At 42.8% G+C, this 17819-nt stretch carries 16 protein-coding genes, 1 tRNA gene and 1 pseudogene; 10 read left to right on the forward strand and 8 right to left on the reverse strand.

Annotated elements, in window-relative coordinates; genetic code table 11:
• The 3 genes and pseudogenes from H6G48_RS12490 to H6G48_RS26840 all read right to left on the reverse strand — a co-directional run.
• Positions 1–730: RpnC/YadD family protein (locus H6G48_RS12490; protein ID WP_190722009.1), on the reverse strand; the 730-nt coding region annotated here is incomplete at its 3' end.
• Positions 731–757: 27 nt separating this feature from the next.
• Entirely contained in the window at positions 758–1726 is a 969-nt protein-coding gene (locus H6G48_RS12495; RefSeq protein ID WP_190722010.1) for an RpnC/YadD family protein, read from the reverse strand.
• Positions 1727–1871: 145 nt separating this feature from the next.
• A pseudogene (locus H6G48_RS26840) lies at positions 1872–1991 on the reverse strand (bluetail domain-containing putative surface protein); the annotation flags it as partial.
• On the opposite strand from H6G48_RS26840, the gene H6G48_RS26845 reads away from it, so the two are divergent.
• On the forward strand, positions 1975–2100 hold the full coding sequence (locus H6G48_RS26845) for a hypothetical protein (RefSeq protein ID WP_271939132.1): 126 nt from the start codon (positions 1975–1977) through the stop codon (positions 2098–2100). The pseudogene H6G48_RS26840 and the gene H6G48_RS26845 overlap by 17 nt on opposite strands.
• Here H6G48_RS26845 and H6G48_RS12500 read toward each other — a convergent pair whose 3' ends face one another.
• Positions 2101–3978 (reverse strand): cadherin domain-containing protein, encoded by a 1878-nt coding sequence (locus H6G48_RS12500; RefSeq protein ID WP_242034628.1) that lies wholly within the window; start codon positions 3976–3978, stop codon positions 2101–2103. It lies immediately after the preceding gene.
• Between the two features lie 796 nt (positions 3979–4774).
• On the opposite strand from H6G48_RS12500, the gene pyrC reads away from it, so the two are divergent.
• Positions 4775–5809 (forward strand): dihydroorotase, encoded by a 1035-nt coding sequence (pyrC, locus tag H6G48_RS12510; protein WP_190722011.1) that lies wholly within the window; start codon positions 4775–4777, stop codon positions 5807–5809.
• A 39-nt stretch (positions 5810–5848) separates the two neighbouring features.
• On the opposite strand, the gene H6G48_RS12515 is transcribed toward pyrC, so the two are convergent.
• Entirely contained in the window at positions 5849–7144 is a 1296-nt protein-coding gene (locus H6G48_RS12515) for a Glu/Leu/Phe/Val family dehydrogenase (protein WP_190722012.1), read from the reverse strand.
• 289 nt (positions 7145–7433) lie between these two features.
• On the reverse strand, positions 7434–7577 hold the full coding sequence (locus H6G48_RS12520) for a high light inducible protein (protein ID WP_002734821.1): 144 nt from the start codon (positions 7575–7577) through the stop codon (positions 7434–7436).
• Between the two features lie 276 nt (positions 7578–7853).
• Here H6G48_RS12520 and H6G48_RS12525 point away from each other — a divergent pair, with 276 nt between their 5' ends.
• Both H6G48_RS12525 and H6G48_RS12530 read left to right on the forward strand, forming a co-directional pair.
• Complete coding sequence (locus H6G48_RS12525; RefSeq protein WP_002762021.1) at positions 7854–9416, forward strand: B12-binding domain-containing radical SAM protein; 1563 nt, start codon at positions 7854–7856, stop codon at positions 9414–9416.
• A 260-nt stretch (positions 9417–9676) separates the two neighbouring features.
• The gene (locus tag H6G48_RS12530; protein WP_190722013.1) at positions 9677–10756 is read left to right on the forward strand and encodes an AOC03_06830 family ribosome hibernation factor; all 1080 of its coding nucleotides are present in this window, start codon (positions 9677–9679) and stop codon (positions 10754–10756) included.
• Between the two features lie 2 nt (positions 10757–10758).
• Here H6G48_RS12530 and H6G48_RS12535 read toward each other — a convergent pair whose 3' ends face one another.
• Positions 10759–11202: a molybdenum cofactor biosynthesis protein MoaE gene (locus tag H6G48_RS12535; RefSeq protein WP_004163195.1), complete on the reverse strand. Its 444-nt coding sequence runs from the start codon at positions 11200–11202 to the stop codon at positions 10759–10761.
• A gap of 425 nt (positions 11203–11627) precedes the next feature.
• Here H6G48_RS12535 and rdgB point away from each other — a divergent pair, with 425 nt between their 5' ends.
• On the forward strand, positions 11628–12221 hold the full coding sequence (gene rdgB, locus H6G48_RS12540) for an RdgB/HAM1 family non-canonical purine NTP pyrophosphatase (RefSeq protein WP_190722014.1): 594 nt from the start codon (positions 11628–11630) through the stop codon (positions 12219–12221).
• Here the strand turns inward: rdgB and lipA are convergent.
• Entirely contained in the window at positions 12184–13089 is a 906-nt protein-coding gene (lipA, locus tag H6G48_RS12545; protein WP_190722051.1) for a lipoyl synthase, read from the reverse strand. The two genes, rdgB and lipA, sit on opposite strands and share 38 nt — an antisense overlap.
• Positions 13090–13160: 71 nt before the next feature.
• Between lipA and H6G48_RS12550 the strand changes: the two genes are divergently transcribed.
• The 5 genes from H6G48_RS12550 to H6G48_RS12570 all read left to right on the forward strand — a co-directional run bounded on the left by H6G48_RS12550 (position 13161) and on the right by H6G48_RS12570 (position 17742).
• Positions 13161–13234 (forward strand) — tRNA-Pro (locus H6G48_RS12550).
• A gap of 282 nt (positions 13235–13516) precedes the next feature.
• The gene (locus H6G48_RS12555; protein WP_002760266.1) at positions 13517–13810 is read left to right on the forward strand and encodes a nucleotidyltransferase family protein; all 294 of its coding nucleotides are present in this window, start codon (positions 13517–13519) and stop codon (positions 13808–13810) included.
• Complete coding sequence (locus tag H6G48_RS12560) at positions 13807–14142, forward strand: HepT-like ribonuclease domain-containing protein (RefSeq protein WP_002760267.1); 336 nt, start codon at positions 13807–13809, stop codon at positions 14140–14142. The genes H6G48_RS12555 and H6G48_RS12560 overlap by 4 nt, the downstream gene beginning before the upstream one ends.
• 292 nt (positions 14143–14434) lie before the next feature.
• The gene (locus H6G48_RS26320) at positions 14435–14542 is read left to right on the forward strand and encodes a BrnA antitoxin family protein (RefSeq protein ID WP_265795881.1); all 108 of its coding nucleotides are present in this window, start codon (positions 14435–14437) and stop codon (positions 14540–14542) included.
• A gap of 209 nt (positions 14543–14751) precedes the next feature.
• Positions 14752–17742, forward strand: a complete 2991-nt coding sequence (locus tag H6G48_RS12570; protein WP_190722016.1) for a type ISP restriction/modification enzyme — start codon at positions 14752–14754, stop codon at positions 17740–17742.
• Positions 17743–17819: the final 77 nt, after the last annotated feature.

A 17819-nucleotide genomic window follows, 5' to 3' on the forward strand; every position in this document is an offset into this window, starting at 1 on the left:
TACTTACTAAAGGCATGGTTCTTTCCTCCTCAAATTGTTTGATTTTACTCTCTAAACTTGACTGTAATTCAGGGGATAAAGTCATCATATTATCGATGATTTCAAACAGTTTAATTATCTGTTCTCTCTCGAACTCCTTTTCATATAATCCCCTGATTAACTTCCATTTCCACTGTTCCCGTTGTGGCAGCTTCCCAGTAGTCGCTTTTGTTTTCAGGTGTGCCATGACGATTATAGCAAAGGGATTGCTACTTGTTTCTAGTTCTGTCCATCTTTCCTCATAGTCCAGTAATTTGACTGTTGGGAATTTGAGGCTGACTTCACAGCCAGCGATAGTATAATTATAGGAATCTGGTCGCCAATTTACTCGTTCATCTCCTAATATAGCGAGACTGATAACTGGTTTCTGATACAAATCAAAGGCCCGATAGTTATAAATATACATCCTCTGAGGGAAATTTTCTTCGTATTGGCTTTGAATTTCAATATGAATCAAAATCCAGACTTCTTCACCCCTGAGTAACCAGACTTTATAGAGTTTGTCAGCGAAACGTTTTTTTGTCTTTGCTGAAGCGGTAATCCGTTTGAGTTCTTTTTCTAGGGATTCGGGAATTTTTGTCCAATCAATTAATTGGTAAACTTCAGGAAAGAAGAAATGTAAAAACGCTTCAAAATACTCGGTTAATGCTTCTTTCCAGGGTTCATCATAATTGGCGGTTGTTTGGTTCATTGGAGAAGAAAGTTACTGAGACTATTGTTATAAAAGTTGATGCAACTCATCAAAAGAATTAACGGTTAATGCCGATTTCAGTAACTCGTCTAAAATCGATAATACAGAAATTTTATCAACAGCTTGCTCAATTTCTATTGGAATATCACCCAATCGCGTTTTCAGCACCGTTTTAACATAGTTACGAGCCTTTTCTAACGCTCCAATTTCCTTACCAATTTCCTTACCAATTTCCTTGCCGCGTTCTATCCCTCGTAACTCCATATTACTCATTAAAGGCATGGTTCTTTCCTCCTCAAATTGTTTGATTTTACTCTCTAAACTTGACTGCAATTCAGCGGATAAAGTCATCATCTGGTCGATGATTTCAAACAGTTTAATTATCTGTTCCCTCTCGAACTCCTTTTCATATAATCCCCTGATTAACCTCCACTTCCACTGTTCCCGTTCTGGCAGCTTCCCAGTAGTCGCTTTCGTTTTTAGGTGTGCCATGACTATTATAGCAAAGGGATTGCTACTTGTTTCTAGTTCTGACCAGTTTTCCTCATAGTCCAGTAATTTAACCGTTGGGAATTTCAAACTCACTTCACAGCCGGCGATAGTATAATTATAGGAATCTGGTCGCCAATTTACTCGTTCATCTCCTAATATAGCGAGACTGATAACCGGTTTCTGATACAAATCAAAGGCACGATAGTTATAAATATACATCCTCTGAGGGAAATTTTCTTCGTACTGGCTTTGAATTTCAATATGAATCAAAATCCAGACTTCTTCACCCCTGAGTAACCAGACTTTATAGAGTTTGTCAGCGAAACGTTTTTTTGTCTTTGCTGAAGCGGTAATCCGTTTGAGTTCTTTTTCTAGGGATTCGGGAATTTTTGTCCAATCAATTAGTTGGTGAACTTCAGGAAAAAAGAAGCATAAAAACGCTTCAAAATACTCGGTTAATGCTTCTTTCCAGGGTTCATCATAATTGGCGGTTGTTGGGTTCATTTGAGTTGTTTGCTTACTCGTAGGCTGTGAAGCGCGATAGCGTAACGCACCAATTTAATAATAGAAGTGGTGCGTTACGTCGGATTGTTAATTTTGGTTTTTTGACGGAATTGATAGTCGCCTAACGCACCCTACACCTACTTAATTAAACAAAGAAATTACCCCCTGTCATGCTCCCTAAAGCTGGTAAAGTACCAGTAAATCCGGTGATATTTATTAATAAATCATTGCTGGATTGGAAGCCCGCCATGCCACCATTAATCAGAAACGGCAATGAGTCCTGTGGGGCGACAAATGACGGTGATTCGCAGTTAGAAAAAGACAACCACCGGCAACTCCCAGAGGAAATGGTTTGTCAAACCAGCAAGGGATGATTAACCAATAAAATTAAACGCCAAAATCCCATCATTAAAATCGTTATCGCTGATATTGGGTAAGTTCCCCGGTAAATCCTCAAAGCCAAAGATATTATTCCCCCTTGACCGTAAATGTTCCGCCCCATCGGGATTTGCCGACCCAAAGGAGAAGTAGGCCACTTCATGACTTATATAGTTTTCTAGGGTAGCCGCCACGTTATCGGGATTCTTGGTCAAAAATGCCTGAATACTCCCTTGCAGACTTTCTCCCAGATTGCCCCCATTGGCAATGACAAAGGGTGCGTAGCGTCGCCCCCCTTCCAACAACACATCCCCAAATTCAGCGGCGGTGGTGCTTTGGTTTGCCCCTTCCCCACTGGCCTGCAAAATGAAGTTATTCACCGCTTGACTTAAGGCGGTACGCGCATAACCCGCTTGACCGGGTTGAATTAACTCTGTCACGTTGCCATCTCCATCTAAATCGAGGCTATCAAAAACGGCTCCGTTATCATCGGCCACTGGATAGAGACCGACAACGTTATTGAAGAAAGCTCCCGTCTGTCTAAGTCCTTCCTCAATGGCTTTGACCTGTATGCTACCGGGCAAGTTACTGAAGTTGAAAACCAGAGAACCTTGTCCATTACCCGTATCTTTAAATTGGATGGTTTGGGGATTAACGGCTTGGTCGGGTAGATTGGTAATTTCTAGGGTGAAATTAACCGTTGCGTCTGGTGTGGCATTGGGAGCCGGGTTGAGGGTGGTATCCGTCACCGCAACTGTCAAGTTATAGAGGGATTGGGCTTCAAAATCAGCCTTACCGATGAAGAATAATTCCCGGCCACGAATCTGGAAACTGCTCTGATCACTGCCCAACAACGAAAGACTATTTGTCCCCAAGGCATCATCGCTGATCTGAATATCGGCAACTTTGACACCTTGACTGGTATCGGTATTTTCAGCGATCGCCTTAGTGCTATTGGCAAGAATTAGGGCTGTGGGAGCCTCATTGATATCGGTGATGTTTAAAGTTAAGGTTTGGGTGAGATCGGGGGTGACACCAACGGTTGGATCATCGACATTGACGGTGACTTCGTAACTATTTTGGGCTTCAAAATTAGGAGTAAAACCGACATAGAAAAGAGCCGAATTCTGAATTAAGAAGCGCTCCCTATCCCGTCCCGTGAGGAAGAGATTATTGGTTCCTAAACCATCATCTTCAATCAGGAGATCGGCGACTTTAAATTCTGGTGTGACATTGACATTTTCAGCTAACTCGGTGACAGCATTTTGGAAAATTAGGGCTGTGGGAGCTTGGTTACTAGGATTTTCATTAACATCATTGACAGTAATTGTCAAGGTTTTCTCAAAACTTAGTCCCCCTTGGTCTGTGGTTTTTACCCGAATACTGTAACTATTTTTGGTTTCAAAATCGGGAGAATTATTAATCTGTAATTGATTCCCTACAATCGAGAAGGCAGTATTATCTGTATCTCCTGTTCCTGCTATCAAACTATAGGTAAAGCTATTACCAGTATCGGGGTCTGTGGTAGAAAATGTTCCAATCACTGTATTAACAGGGACATTTTCATTTACTGTGGTCGCACTTAATGCTAAATTTGTCGGAGCTTGGTTACTAGGATTTTCATTAACATCATTGACAGTAATTGTCAAGGTTTTCTCAAAACTGAGTCCCCCTTGGTCTGTGGTTTTTACCCGAATACTGTAACTATTCTTGGTTTCAAAATCGGGGTAATTATTAATCTGTAATTGATTCCCTACAACCGAGAAGGCAGTATTATCTGTGTCTCCTGTTCCTGCTATTAAACTAGGCTCTTCGGGAATTGTTATGCAAATAATTAACTTAAAATAAAATTCGATGAGAGCGCCTACGCTCAAAAGTAGCTGAAATCCATATAGGGAAGGACTTAAGGCATCAACAGGTTAATACCAAAAGATAGACAATCGAGTTAAAATTTGATATAATAGCCAAAAACGAGATTATTTTACTTATGATACTTGACAAATTTGGTTCTTCGGTTTGTCTTATGCAATGGACGGGGTTATAAGGAATGAAACCCTTATAGAGACAGACATTGCTGCGATTTTTGTCAATTGTTTTCGATCTAGAGCGAACTAATCAATTAAATCTCTTGCCAGATAAGGATTTAGTCGATTTATGCCCCCCTATCGAACCATACCAAGTAACGAAGAACCCCGTAGTATAGTTTATTGACCATAGAGATTGGGGGGATTGACTGCATTCTCAATTGTATTAGAGCGTTTTTCAGTCGGCTGAGGTACAAAAGTTATGGGTTTTAGGCAAAAGGCAAGAGGCAAAAGGGAAGAAAAATAGGTGTACCTCACTAGCTTAGGAAACGCTATATTATTCCCCCTGAAAGAGGACGAATACAATCGCTCCAGAGAATAATATGATTGTACTAATTACAATAAGCGCATCATGTGCGCTCAAAATTTAATTTTCCTAAGTCTATCTTGCCTGAAAATGAGGGGTTCGCAGGCAGGCACGGATTCCGATTATATAAATAAGTATATTTCAAGTGCTGGGATTTTGTCAAGAGGAATTATCGTCACCGTCAAATTAATTTCGCCACTAAAATCAAAGGTTCTTTCCAATCAACTAAAACCCTTGTGTTTGGTGAGGTGGGAACCCTAACCGTTGTATGATTGAACAATGCGAAGACTCACAATGACTCGACCCGACGACTGGCACCTTCATCTCCGCGATGGTGCGGCAATGAAAGCGGTTCTACCCCATACGGTGCGTCAGTTTGCCCGTGCCATTATCATGCCGAATTTAAAGCCCCCAGTGCGCTCGGTGGCTGATGCTGCCTCCTATCGCGAGCGCATTCTGGCAGCAGTTCCAGAGGGTCAACAGTTCGAGCCACTGATGACAATATATCTCACCGATAATACCAGTCCCGAAGAAATCTTGGCGGCGAAAGCCTCCCAGTTTGTCAAAGCGGTGAAATACTACCCGGCCGGTGCGACAACTAATTCCGACTTGGGGGTGACGGACCTTCGTAGGTGCGATGGCGTTTTTGCCGCCATGGAGCAGGTAGATATGCCGCTACTACTGCACGGAGAAGTTACCGATGGTGATATTGATGTGTTCGATCGAGAGAAAGTGTTCATTGAGAAGCACTTAATCCCACTGATAACAAGATTTCCCAAACTGCGGGTGGTGTTTGAACACATTACCACTGCCGATGCGGTCAAGTTTGTTCTATCTGCTAACAACAATGTCGCCGCCACAATTACGCCCCAACATTTATTGTTTAGCCGAAACATTCTCTTTACCGGGGGCATTCGTCCTCATTTTTATTGCCTGCCGATTTTGAAAAGAGAGGATCATCGTTTGGCACTTTTGCAAGCGGCAACATCGGGCAATCCCAAGTTTTTTCTAGGGACCGATAGCGCGCCCCATTCTCGCTACAGCAAAGAAAGTTCCTGTGGCTGTGCGGGTTGTTATTCGGCTCTGCACGCCCTAGAGTTGTACGCAGAAGCCTTTGAGAGCGTTGATGCAATTCAGCAACTAGAAGGGTTCGCCAGCTGCCACGGTCCAGATTTTTATCAACTCCCCCGAAATACCGAACAAATCACCTTAACCAAAACCCCTTGGCGCATTCCCGATGAATTGCCATTTCCCGAATCCGGACTGGTGCCGTTACGAGCGGGTGAAGAGATAACCTGGCAATTAGGGGAATAAAAACCGCCAGTTTTAGCTTGCATATAATGTTTGTGGCTTTTATGCTCCCGTCTTATTTTGATAATAATCGCGGGTTCCCTTGGCATCTAGGGCTTCTCCGAGACGAGTAATGGCCTGGGCGTAGGCGGCGTTACGCAGAGACGTATCGAACTCCTGGGCGAAAGACCAGACTTTTTCCGCTTCTGTCACCATTCTTTCTTTTAAGCGCTCATTTATCTCGTTTAATCGCCAATAAAGACCGCTGCGATTTTGCACCCATTCAAAATAACTCACCGTTACCCCACCTGCGTTAACCAGAATATCGGGGAAAACGAGAATCCCTTTTGAGTCTAAAATGCGATCGGCTTCTGAGGTAGTGGGACCATTGGCCACTTCAAAGATATATTTCGCCCGCACGCGATCGGCATTTTCGGCGGTAATTTGGTTTTCTAGGGCTGCTGGAATCAAAACATCCACATCTAGGGCTAATAATTCTTCATTACTAATCCCATCGTGTTCCACGATATGACAGACGGTATCCTGACAGTAAATAGCAGTAATCTCGCGGTGTTCCTGTTTATACTGACGAATGCTGGCAATATCTAGTCCTTTTTCCCGATAAATGCCGCCCTGGGAATCACTTACCGCCACCACTTGATAACCGGCTTTGGCGAGGAGATCCGCCACTATGGCCCCGGCGTTACCGAATCCCTGAACGGCTACGGTAGTATTAGCGGGTTTTTTGTCTAATTTCGGCAAAAGAGAATGAATAACATGAAAAGCTCCTGTTCCCGTCGCCGTATCGCGACCGCGACTGCCTCCCATGGTTAAAGGTTTCCCCGTCACCACCGCTGGACTAATTTTACGCTGAATGATGCTGTACTGGTCCATCATCCAACCCATGATCATCTCGTTGGTATAGACATCGGGGGCAAGAATATCGACATCGGGACCAATAAAGTCGGCTATACCCTCGATATAGCCCCGGCTAAGGCGTTCTAACTCGGCTTTTGACAATTCTTTCGGATTGAGGGTAATGCCGCCCTTAGCCCCACCAAAGGGCAAATCCAGCAGGGCGCATTTAAAGGTCATCCAAAAGGCCAAGGACTGCACCTCATCAATGCTGACGTTGGGATGATAGCGCACCCCTCCTTTGCCGGGGCCGCGGGTGTCATCGTAGCGGACGCGGTAGCCTTGGAAGATTCTCAGAGTGCCGTTGTCCATACGGACGGGTATGGAGACGCTGAGACTAGCTTTGGGATATTTTAACCGCTCGATCGCATCATCGGAAATGGAGACATACTTAAGGGCGCGTTCTAGGCGACTGCTGGCATCGGTAAAGAGTGATTTCGACATGATTTTTTTCCCCCTATCTATCCCCATTAGAACATGAAAAAACAGTATATTTCGCTACAGTTTATTTTTCTTAATTAACCATAGACAGGAATTGCCAACAAGTATTCTCAAACAAGGTTACTTGAGAGATTTTCCAGTACATCAACTACCCTACACCCCACACCCCACTTCCCTATCACCCCACTCCCCCATCCCCAACCTGCAACTAAAAAAGGGAAAGAGCGATGCTCCTCCCTTTTTTGATAATTTATTCAAGACGATTGTAGATGCACAGCAATCGAGGCTGAAATTACATTAAGCCTAATTGAGCAAGGATACCTTTGTGGGTTAAGTATTCCGTAGCTACGCCAATAACGAAACCGAGCATGGCTAAACGACCATTCCAGTTTTCAGCGAAAGCGGTGAAGCCGAGTTTGTTTTCTTGCTTATCCATGGTGAATTGCCTTCCTATAATAAAATTGCGTTTGATTCAAGTGCTTGATATTAAATGTAACATAACTTCCCAAACTATGCAACATTTGTTTACATAAATTTTATTAATGTTGACCATAAACTTTTATGGGGGCAGGGTCAAGGGTGGGCAATGGCGGCCGAAAATCAAACCTGATCTTAGTTCTAGGGCTAAATAACGGTTTTCCCATCCCTGACCGAAAAAGATTACAATCAAGCGAAAGGTCAAGAATCGATCGCCATCGAGCGAGGAGTGAATATGCGCGCCTTACTGATTTATCCCGTTTTTCCGCCGACTTTCTGGTCTTATAACAAAATTCTGGAATTAGTCGATCGCAAAGTCTTACTTCCTCCCCTGGGTATGGTGACGGTGGCGGCGATTTTACCGCAGCAATGGGAATTTAAACTGGTTGATCGCAATATTCGGGCGGTGACAGAAGCAGAATGGGATTGGGCCGAAATAGTGATTCTTTCCGGCATGATTGTGCAACGTCAAGATTTAATCGAGCAAATTCACGAAGCCAAGCAACGGGGTAAACTGGTGGCCGTGGGTGGTCCCTATCCCACTTCTATCCCCCACGAAGTGGCCGAGGCCGATTTTCTGATTCTCGATGAGGGAGAAATCACCATTCCGATGTTTGTGGAAGCATTGGCAAGAGGAGAAACTAAAGGTGTTTTCCGCACCACAGAAAAACCCGATGTGACAATTACCCCGATCCCACGCTACGATCTGCTCGATTTTGAAGCTTATGATTCCATGTCGGTACAATTCTCGCGCGGATGTCCCTTCCAGTGCGAATTTTGCGATATTATCGTTCTCTACGGTCGTAAACCCCGCACCAAAACCCCCGCACAATTATTAAAAGAATTAGATTATCTCTACGAGTTAGGTTGGCGCCGGGGCGTGTTCATGGTGGATGATAATTTTATTGGCAACAAGCGCAACGTTAAATTACTCCTCAAAGAATTAAAAGTTTGGCAAGAAGAACACCAGTATCCTTTCCGGTTTAACACGGAAGCATCGGTAGATTTAGCCGCCGATCCCGAATTAATGGAAATGATGGTCGATTGTTACTTTGATGCCGTCTTTTTAGGTATTGAAACCCCCGACGAAGAAAGTTTACAATTAACCAAAAAATTCCAAAATACCCGTAGTTCGTTAACCGAGACGGTAGAAAAGATTATTAAAGCCGGATTGCGCCCTATGGCGGGATTTATCATCGGTTTTGATGGCGAGAAAAAAGGAGCGGCCGATCGCATTATTAATTTTGTCGAAGAAGCGGCCATTCCCACGGCTCTATTTGGAATGTTACAAGCTTTACCCAATACTGCCCTATGGACTCGCTTGGAAAAAGAAGGACGACTAAGATTAACGGGGAAACAGGACATTAACCAAAGTACCCTGATGAATTTCGTTCCCACCCGGCCGATCGAAGATATTGCCACGGAATATATTGAAGCCTTCTGGAAATTGTACGATCCGGAGGTATTTCTCGATCGCACCTATCGCTGTTTCCTGAAATTAGGGGCACCTAAAGCGAAACCTGCCTTTAAACTGCCTCGCCGGGCCGATCTCTATGCCCTAGCGGTAATTATCTGGCGACAGGGCTTTAAACGTTCCACTCGCTGGAAATTCTGGCAGAATTTATTCGGTATTTTGCGCCATAATCCCGCCAATGCCGAACACTATATCACTGTCTGCGCCCACAACGAGCATTTCCTGGAATACCGTCAGATTGTTCGGGATGAAATTATGGCACAATTAGCCGAATTTCAACGCCAAGAGGCATTAACAGCGGAAAAAACCGCCATAGCGGCCTAATTATTCCGAGGATGGGTTATTTACCCATCCTGAACATTTTCTGTCCTGATGGTGGACGATCGATAAATCAATAATATTCCTAGTTTTCTGGTTAAAAATTCCCTCAATCTCTGCCAAAGCAATTCAGTATAAATTCTTAATTTTCTAGATATAATTACATTTTTTCCCTAAAATGTTAGCTGGAATACTGAATAAATCGAGAAAATCTGGATAAAGCCAGTATTTTTAGCTCCTTAACCCTATAAATCAAGGGAAAGTCAATGATTACTCGTCAAGAACTTAAGAAACTACAATCCCTAACTCAAATACCCGCCCTTTCCATTCTCTTACCTACCCATCGCACCTCACCGGATAACAAACAAGACCCTATTCTCGTTAAAAATTTGGTCGATGAAGCAAAGCGCCGATTATCGGCAGAATTCTCTAAACGTGAAATCGAACCTTTGTTCGAGCGCCTCGATAGTCTAGTGGCTGAAATAGATTATCCTTATACTCTAGATGGATTAGCTATCTATATTGGTCCGGATATTGCCAAGCTTTATAACCTGCCTTTTTCTGTCCAGGCAAGAGTTGTCATCGATAAAACCTTTGCCACACGGGATTTAGTTTATGGATTACATCGAGAACAACCCTATTGGCTGTTACTATTAAGTCAGGGTTCTACTCGTTTAATCTCAGCTACAGGAGAAACTCTCGAAGAAATTCGCGATCAAAATTTTCCCTTAGAAATGACTGGACCGGGGGCCACCGCACCACTGCCCTTTGATGCCGATACCAGTTATCTAGATGATAGAATCCGGCGATTTTTCCAGCAGGTAGATAATGCTCTGGGTGAATACATTGACATTGATGATTCTTCCCCTTTGATTGTGGGTGGAGTGGTTCGTCAAATTTCCTTCTTTCAAGAAGTTTCACAGTACACATCAGCAATTGTTGGCACTTTAACCGGCAATTTTGACAAAACCTCAATGTCGGAATTAATTCCGCAAGTATTGCCGATTATGCATTCAGTGCGTCAGACTCAAAAAACTGAAGCTCTGCAAGCTTTAGATGCGGCAGTCAGCGCTCAAAAAGTTATCTCTACCCTGGGAGAAGTGTGGCGTTTAGCGCAGGAAGGTCGAGGAAAATTGTTATTAGTGGAGAAAAATTACCATGTACCCGCAGTTTTAAGCGAAAACGGTGATTTGATACTGGTGGAAAACGTCGGTGGTACGGAGGTAATCGATGATGCAGTGGATGAAATTATCGAAGTGGTATTGGCCAAGGGAGGACGTGTAGCTTTAGTCGATGAAGATTCCTTGAACGATTACCAAAAAATTGCCTTAATTTTGCGTTATTAGACCTAATGGGCCGTTTCACAAGCCCCAATACTAACCCATTGACTAGAACCATCAGACCAGTATTCTTTTTTCCAGATGGGGGCATTATGCTTGAGAGTATCAATAGCATAACGACAGGCTGCGAAAGCTTCCCCCCGATGGGGACAACCCACAGCTACTAAGACGCTAATTTCACCGATTTGTAGCTTACCGGTGCGATGGTGAATGACAACTCGATTGGTATCGGGCCAGGTTTGCCGAATTTGCCCGGCAATTTGCCGGAAAACCTCGATCGCCATGGGTTCGTAGGCCTGATAATCAAGATAAATAACCGGTTTACCGTCGGTTTGCTCCCGTACAGTGCCACTCATTAGTACAATAGCACCATTAGCCCCATCATCGGCTAATTGATATACTTCCTGCAAAGATAAGGGAGCAAAACTGACGCGAAAACTATCTGGTGTCATGGATGAGGTGATGGGGGTTGGGTGTGGGGTGTAGGGTGTGGGAATTAGGAATTAGGAAGTGGGGGGAATAAATAAAATAATCTCCTGACTACTGCCTTCCTTAACAACATAGCTATCGCTTTTTCGGAGTCAAGAGATGTTTCTATTTTTTCATCTTCATAAATATACTCAATCTCAAACCAGCGAGCCGAGTATTTTGGATGTATTTGTACTTCCTTGATATGTTTGTCTTTGAGTCTTTCAGTCAATGGGAATTTTAAGGAACCCATCCTTAACTTTAATCCTGGCAATAATCAGGGGGAAATGTCCGTCCGATCCAAAGCAGTCAGGGAGTTAAAAGTTTTCACTGTAGCTTTAGTGTATAGTGAAATATTCTCAACGTCAAGCCGTCCTAAAAGGCCGGGGTTTCAAACCGATTATTTTCGATGAAAAAATTAATTCTAGCCACGAGTAACCCGGGTAAATTAGCAGAGATAGGGGAATACTTAACTGATATCGACCTAGAATTGCAGTTAAAACCCGATGATTTAGAGATAGAGGAAACCGGGGCGACTTTTACTGAAAATGCTTATTTAAAAGCTGCTCAAATTGCCCTAACATTGGGAGAATGGTCGATCGCTGATGATTCGGGATTGGAAGTAACTGGGTTAGGAAATGCCCCAGGGATTTACTCGGCCCGCTACGGTGAAAATGATCGAGAAAGAATCGAGCGCTTGGTCAGAGAATTAGGAGATAATCAGGATCGCTCGGCCCGTTTTGTCTGTGTAATTGCGATCGCCCGTCCCGATGGTGAGATTGCCTTGACTGCTACAGGAATCTGCACGGGAGAAATTTTAACCAGTCCTAGGGGTGAAGGTGGTTTTGGTTACGATCCGATTTTTTATGTTCCCGAATACGCTTTAACCTTTGCGGAAATGTCTCCCGAATTAAAAAGAAAAATTAGCCACCGAGGACGAGCTTTTCAGCAATTACTGCCCCATCTCAAGACTCTCGCGGGTACAAATTCATTAAAGCCCTGACTTGTTCAGCATGATAAGAGCTTCTTGTCAAGGGACTCGCAACAATTTGTAAAAATCCCAGAGATTCCCCATATTCGCGCCAAGCGTGGAACTGTTCGGGGGTGATAAATTCCTGCACACCGAGATGTTTTGGCGATGGTTGCAGATACTGCCCGATGGTGAGAATATCACAATCGACGGCCCGTAAATCGCGCATTACTTGGCGCACTTCCTCGTCGGTTTCCCCCAATCCCACCATAATGCCCGATTTTGTGTAGGTAGCGGGAACAATGGCGCGAGCGCGCTGCAATAATTCTAGAGAACGCTGGTAATCACCCTGGGGACGCACGCGACGATAGAGACGGGGAACAGTTTCGGTATTGTGGTTTAAAACTTCAGGTTTAGCGGCAAGAATTAAAGCTAAAGCCTGCCAATTGCCGCAAAGATCGGGAATCAGCACTTCGATGGTGGTTTTTTGGGAAATGCGGCGAATTTCCTCGATACAACGGACAAATTGACTAGCGCCACCATCGGCCAAATCATCGCGATTGACAGAAGTGATCACTACATGATTAAGATCAAGACGTTGCACGGCTGCCGCTAGTCGCTGGGGTTCCGTGGAGTCTAAAGGTTGCGGTTTTTTCTCAAAATCGATATCACAGTAAGGACAGGCGCGAGTGCAAGCAGGACCCATAATTAAAAAGGTAGCCGTCCCCGCGTGGAAACATTCGCCGATATTGGGACAGGAAGCCTCCTCACAAACGGTATTTAAGCCTAAATCGCGTAAAACTTCCTTAACACTGCCGACTCGCTGCCATTGCGGTGCTTTCACCCGTAACCACTCTGGTTTGACCGTCACGCCTGAACTACTCCGATAATTTTTGCCTATATCTGTAATATCCTAGCAAGTCTCGACCCAATCAAGGCCGAATATGCTATGATGATTTAGCTAAAAACTTTCGGGATGTAGCGCAGCTTGGTAGCGCACTTCGTTCGGGACGAAGGGGCCGCAGGTTCGAATCCTGTCATCCCGATTAAAGACAATCAAGGTGTAATCTGTTCTATGGTTAAGTAGATAGGTGTTAAAAATTGTCAGTAAGTAGCTGGTTATAATTAAATTAAAAATGGATTTTAGGTTCGATCCCCCCTGCCCCCCTTGATAAGGGGGGTGCCGATAGGCGGGGGGATCTCCCCTTGATAAGGGGGGTGCCGATCCCCCCTTAATCCCCCCTTGATAAGGGGGGTGCCGATCCCCCCTTAATCCCCCCTTGATAAGGGGGGTGTCTGACAACTTTTAACGCCTACCTACTTAGATCATGAAAATTGAGGAATTACTCAAAAACAAACGAGAAAAAATCATTGCTATTGCTGCTAAACACGGCGCAAATAACGTGCGAATCTTTGGTTCTGTCGCACGGGGAGAAGCTGACGAAAAAAGCGATATTGATTTATTAATTGATTATTGTAGCGAACGTCGGAGTCCCTGGTTTCCTTTGCCGTTAATTCGAGAACTCGAAGCTTTGTTAGGCTGCAAAGTTGATATTGTTACCGAACAGGGACTTAAAGATAGAATCAGAGAGCGGGTACTTAAAGAAGCAATACCACTATGAGAGATGATACCGAACGCTTGCGGGATATTTTAGAAGCAATTGAGCGGGTAGAAAAGTATGCTCCACAGGGAAAAACCGTGTTTGAACAACAAGAATTAATTCAAACTTGGATTGTCTATCATTTACAAATTATTGGTGAAGCAGCTAGAGCAACTTCTCAAGAATTTCAAGCAAGATACCCCGAAGTTCCTTGGCGAGATGCCAGCGATCTAAGAAACTTAACTATTCATGAATATTTTCGTATCAATCTAGAGATTATTTGGGATATTGTTGAAAATGACATTCCTCCTCTAAAACAACAAATCGAAGCTATTTTACAGGAATTGATTTGACGAAACCCATTCCAATTATTTAAAACTGTTGGGTTTTAGGTTCGATCCCCCCTTAATTCCCCCTTGATAAGGGGGGTATCTGATAATTTTTAAAGCCTACCTACTTAGTAGGTTGATTCATGAATCAATCTACTAAGCACGACGTTTTGACAAATTTTCAGCTATTTATTCCGAGAAATCGAATTAAAACTTTGCCAGATAAGGAAAGGCAAATAATCGTGAGCCGCCGTTAGGTGATGAGTTTTTTACTCAAAAAACAGTATCTTTTTCGCCATCAAAGCAGTAATTAGCTATTCAACTAGGTCAAGATCAATTACAATGGTTAAAAGCTCAAGGAAAGGGATATGAAACAGGAATTGACCATATCTTGCGGGAAGTGATGGCACGCCAGCACCAGTGAAAAACATCGAAATAAAAATTGTCAGATCCCCCCGCCTATCGGCACCCCCCTGATCAAGGGTAGATCCCCCCGCCTATCGGCACCCCCCTGATCAAGGGTAGATCCCCCCGCCTATCGGCACCCCCCTGATCAAGGGGGGCAGGGGGGATCAGAGTCCAAAATCTATCTTCTCTTTGATTATAACTACTTAATTTACCTCCTCTAAGCCCATGTCTAGATTATTAATCAGCCAGTATCAGGCGGAAGTTGAGAAGATTGTCCAATATGGCGGCAGTCGCAAGGAAACTTCGATTAGAGTCGCTTTTCAGAATTTGTTAAATGACTATTGCAAGGCGCGGGATTTTTTGTTAATTCCGGAGTTGGATTATCGCACTAAGTCGGGAAAAGTTGTCTATCCTGACGGGACGGTAAAGGATGCTTTACGGTTAGATTGGGGATATTGGGAAAGTAAGGATCAATACGATAATTTAGACGAAGAAATTGAGAAAAAGTTAGCGAAAGGCTACCCTAATGACAATATTTTATTTGAAGATTCCCAGACGGCGGTTTTAATTCAAGGAGGAGAGGAAAGACTGCGCGTCTCCATGCGCGATGATGAGGCTTTGGATGGGATTATTAATGCTTTTATCAATTATGTACGTCCGGAGGTTGAGGATTTTCGAGAGGCGATTGCTAGTTTTAAGGAAGATTTACCAACAATTTTAGAAGCGTTGCGGGATTTAATTGCGTTGCAGTCGGAGACGAATCGGAATTTTGTGACAGCGCGGGACAATTTTTTAGAGATTTGTCGCAAGTCAATCAATCCAGAAATTAGTCTGGAAGATGTGCGGGAGATGATTATTCAACACATCCTGACAGAGGATATTTTTATCAATATTTTTAATGAGTCCCAGTTTCACCGGGAAAATAATATCGCTAGGGAATTACAGGGAGTGATTGAAACTTTCTTTACTGGTAATACCAAGCGCAATACTTTAGGGACAATTGAACGTTATTATGCGGTAATTCGGCGGACGGCGGCGAATATTTATAACCACCACGAGAAGCAGAAATTTCTCAAGGCGATTTATGAGAATTTTTATAAAGCATACAATCCGAAAGCGGCGGACCGGTTGGGAATTGTCTATACACCCAATGAAATTGTCCGTTTTATGATTGAAAGTGTCGATTATTTAGTTCACAAGCATTTTGGTAAGTTGTTGGCGGATCCAGGAGTAGAAATTTTAGATCCGGCGACGGGGACAGGAACTTTTGTGACGGAGTTAATTGAGTATTTACCGAAGGATAAGTTACGGTACAAGTATAAGCATGAGATGCACTGTAATGAGGTGGCAATTCTGCCTTATTATATTGCGAATTTGAATATTGAGTTCACCTACAAGCAGAAGATGGGTGAGTATGAGGAGTTTGAGCATATCTGTTTTGTCGATACCCTGGACCATGCTGCTTTTCATCTCAAGCAGATGGATTTGTTTGCTATGTCGGTGGAAAATACCCAACGCATTCACAATCAAAATGACCGCAATATTTCTGTAATTATTGGTAATCCTCCTTATAATGCCAAGCAGGAGAATTTTAATCAAGGTAATGCGAATCGAAGTTATGAAGCGATTGACAAGTGCATTAAATATAGTTATGTCAAAGAAGGTAAGGCACAGAATCAAATTGTCGTCTATGATATGTACACTCGCTTTATTCGTTGGGCTTCTGATCGATTAAATAAAAATGGTATAATAGCGTTTATTACTAACTCTTCTTTTATCGATGCGTTGGCTTATGATGGATTTAGAAAAGTAGTAGAGAATGAGTTTAGTGAAATTTATATCATTGATTTAGGTGGTAATGTCAGGAAAAATCCTAAACTTTCAGGGACAACTCATAATGTTTTCGGTATTCAGACGGGGGTGGCGATTAGTTTGATGGTGAAGCGAGAAAGTAATAATCTTCCTTGTCGAATTTTATATACTCGCCGTCCTGAATTGGATACAGCAGCGCAAAAATTAGAGTTTTTGTCATCGACAAAACTTAATCAGCTTGATTTTGAGCATATCATCCCAGATAAAAAACATAATTGGCTCAATCAATCAGATAATGACTTTTATCAACTGCTACCCTTGATTGATAAGGATGTCAAAAGTGGCAAGTCTGAGAAAGCTGTGTTTAAGTTGTTTTCAAGAGGTATTGGTACTTATAGAGATGAATGGGTTTATGACTTTTCAAGAGATACGCTAGAAGCAAAGATGAGGTTTTTTGTAGATGTTTATCAGAGAACTTTTAAAGATGAAAATTATCAAGAACGAAATCAGATTAAGTGGGATGGTGATCTAACACAATATCTTAGCCGTAAGATATTTAAAAAGTTTGACAATGAAAGTATTTTGATAAGTATTTATCGTCCATACATTAAACAATGGCTCTATTTTGACAAGCATTTTAATGGAAGGACTTATCAATGGTATGATATTTTAAATGCCGAGGATATTGAAAATAAATATATTGCTTTTCTCGCATTAGGAAATTCAAAGCCTTTTCATTGTCTATCTAGCAATTCAATAATTGATTTACATTTAACAGGTGACTCTCAATGTCTCCCCCTCTACTACTACGAGAAAGAAGGAAACCGCATCGACAATATCACCGATTGGGGATTGCAACAATTCCAAAAACATTACAACGATAAAACCATCACCAAACTCGATATCTTCCACTACACTTATGCAGTCCTTCACTACCCGGAATATCGCAGTAAATACGAATTAAATCTTAAGCGAGAATTTCCCCGGCTTCCCTTTTATGATAACTTCTCTCAATGGGTAGAATGGGGAAGCAAACTAATGGAATTACATATCAACTATGAAACCGTCGCACCCTACCCACTAACCCGCATTGATACTAATAATAACCTCAAACCCAAAACTAAACTAAAAGCTGACCGAGAAAAAAATTCTATCAACCTCGATGATGTCACCTTCCTACAAGATATTCCCAAAATTGCCTGGGAATATAAACTCGGTAATCGTTCGGCCCTAGAATGGATATTAGATCAATATAAGGAAAAGAAACCCAAAGATAAAACCATCGCCGAAAGATTTAATAACTATCGCTTCGCCGATTATAAAGAAACAGTAATTGACTTATTACAACGAGTCTGCACTGTCAGCGTCGAAACCATGAAAATAATAGAAGCGATGAGACATTAAAAAGATTGCTTCCGGGAAATCTTATTCTACACTCTGCCTCCAGGAAAAACTTTTTGCCGCAAACCCTAACTAAATTA

This window comes from Microcystis flos-aquae FACHB-1344 (assembly GCF_014698375.1).
GTDB lineage: Bacteria > Cyanobacteriota > Cyanobacteriia > Cyanobacteriales > Microcystaceae > Microcystis > Microcystis aeruginosa.

Bases quoted from the DNA above. Each gene is read 5' to 3' on its own strand.
- H6G48_RS12495 (WP_190722010.1), bottom strand. From the start codon at position 1,726: ATGAACCCAACAACCGCCAATTATGATGAACCCTGGAAAGAAGCATTA.
- H6G48_RS26845 (WP_271939132.1), top strand. From the start codon at position 1,975: ATGCCACCATTAATCAGAAACGGCAATGAGTCCTGTGGGGCGACAAAT.
- pyrC (WP_190722011.1), top strand. From the start codon at position 4,775: ATGCGAAGACTCACAATGACTCGACCCGACGACTGGCACCTTCATCTC.
- H6G48_RS12515 (WP_190722012.1), bottom strand. From the start codon at position 7,144: ATGTCGAAATCACTCTTTACCGATGCCAGCAGTCGCCTAGAACGCGCC.
- H6G48_RS12520 (WP_002734821.1), bottom strand. From the start codon at position 7,577: ATGGATAAGCAAGAAAACAAACTCGGCTTCACCGCTTTCGCTGAAAAC.
- H6G48_RS12525 (WP_002762021.1), top strand. From the start codon at position 7,854: ATGCGCGCCTTACTGATTTATCCCGTTTTTCCGCCGACTTTCTGGTCT.
- H6G48_RS12530 (WP_190722013.1), top strand. From the start codon at position 9,677: ATGATTACTCGTCAAGAACTTAAGAAACTACAATCCCTAACTCAAATA.
- H6G48_RS12535 (WP_004163195.1), bottom strand. From the start codon at position 11,202: ATGACACCAGATAGTTTTCGCGTCAGTTTTGCTCCCTTATCTTTGCAG.
- rdgB (WP_190722014.1), top strand. From the start codon at position 11,628: ATGAAAAAATTAATTCTAGCCACGAGTAACCCGGGTAAATTAGCAGAG.
- H6G48_RS12555 (WP_002760266.1), top strand. From the start codon at position 13,517: ATGAAAATTGAGGAATTACTCAAAAACAAACGAGAAAAAATCATTGCT.
- H6G48_RS12560 (WP_002760267.1), top strand. From the start codon at position 13,807: ATGAGAGATGATACCGAACGCTTGCGGGATATTTTAGAAGCAATTGAG.
- H6G48_RS12570 (WP_190722016.1), top strand. From the start codon at position 14,752: ATGTCTAGATTATTAATCAGCCAGTATCAGGCGGAAGTTGAGAAGATT.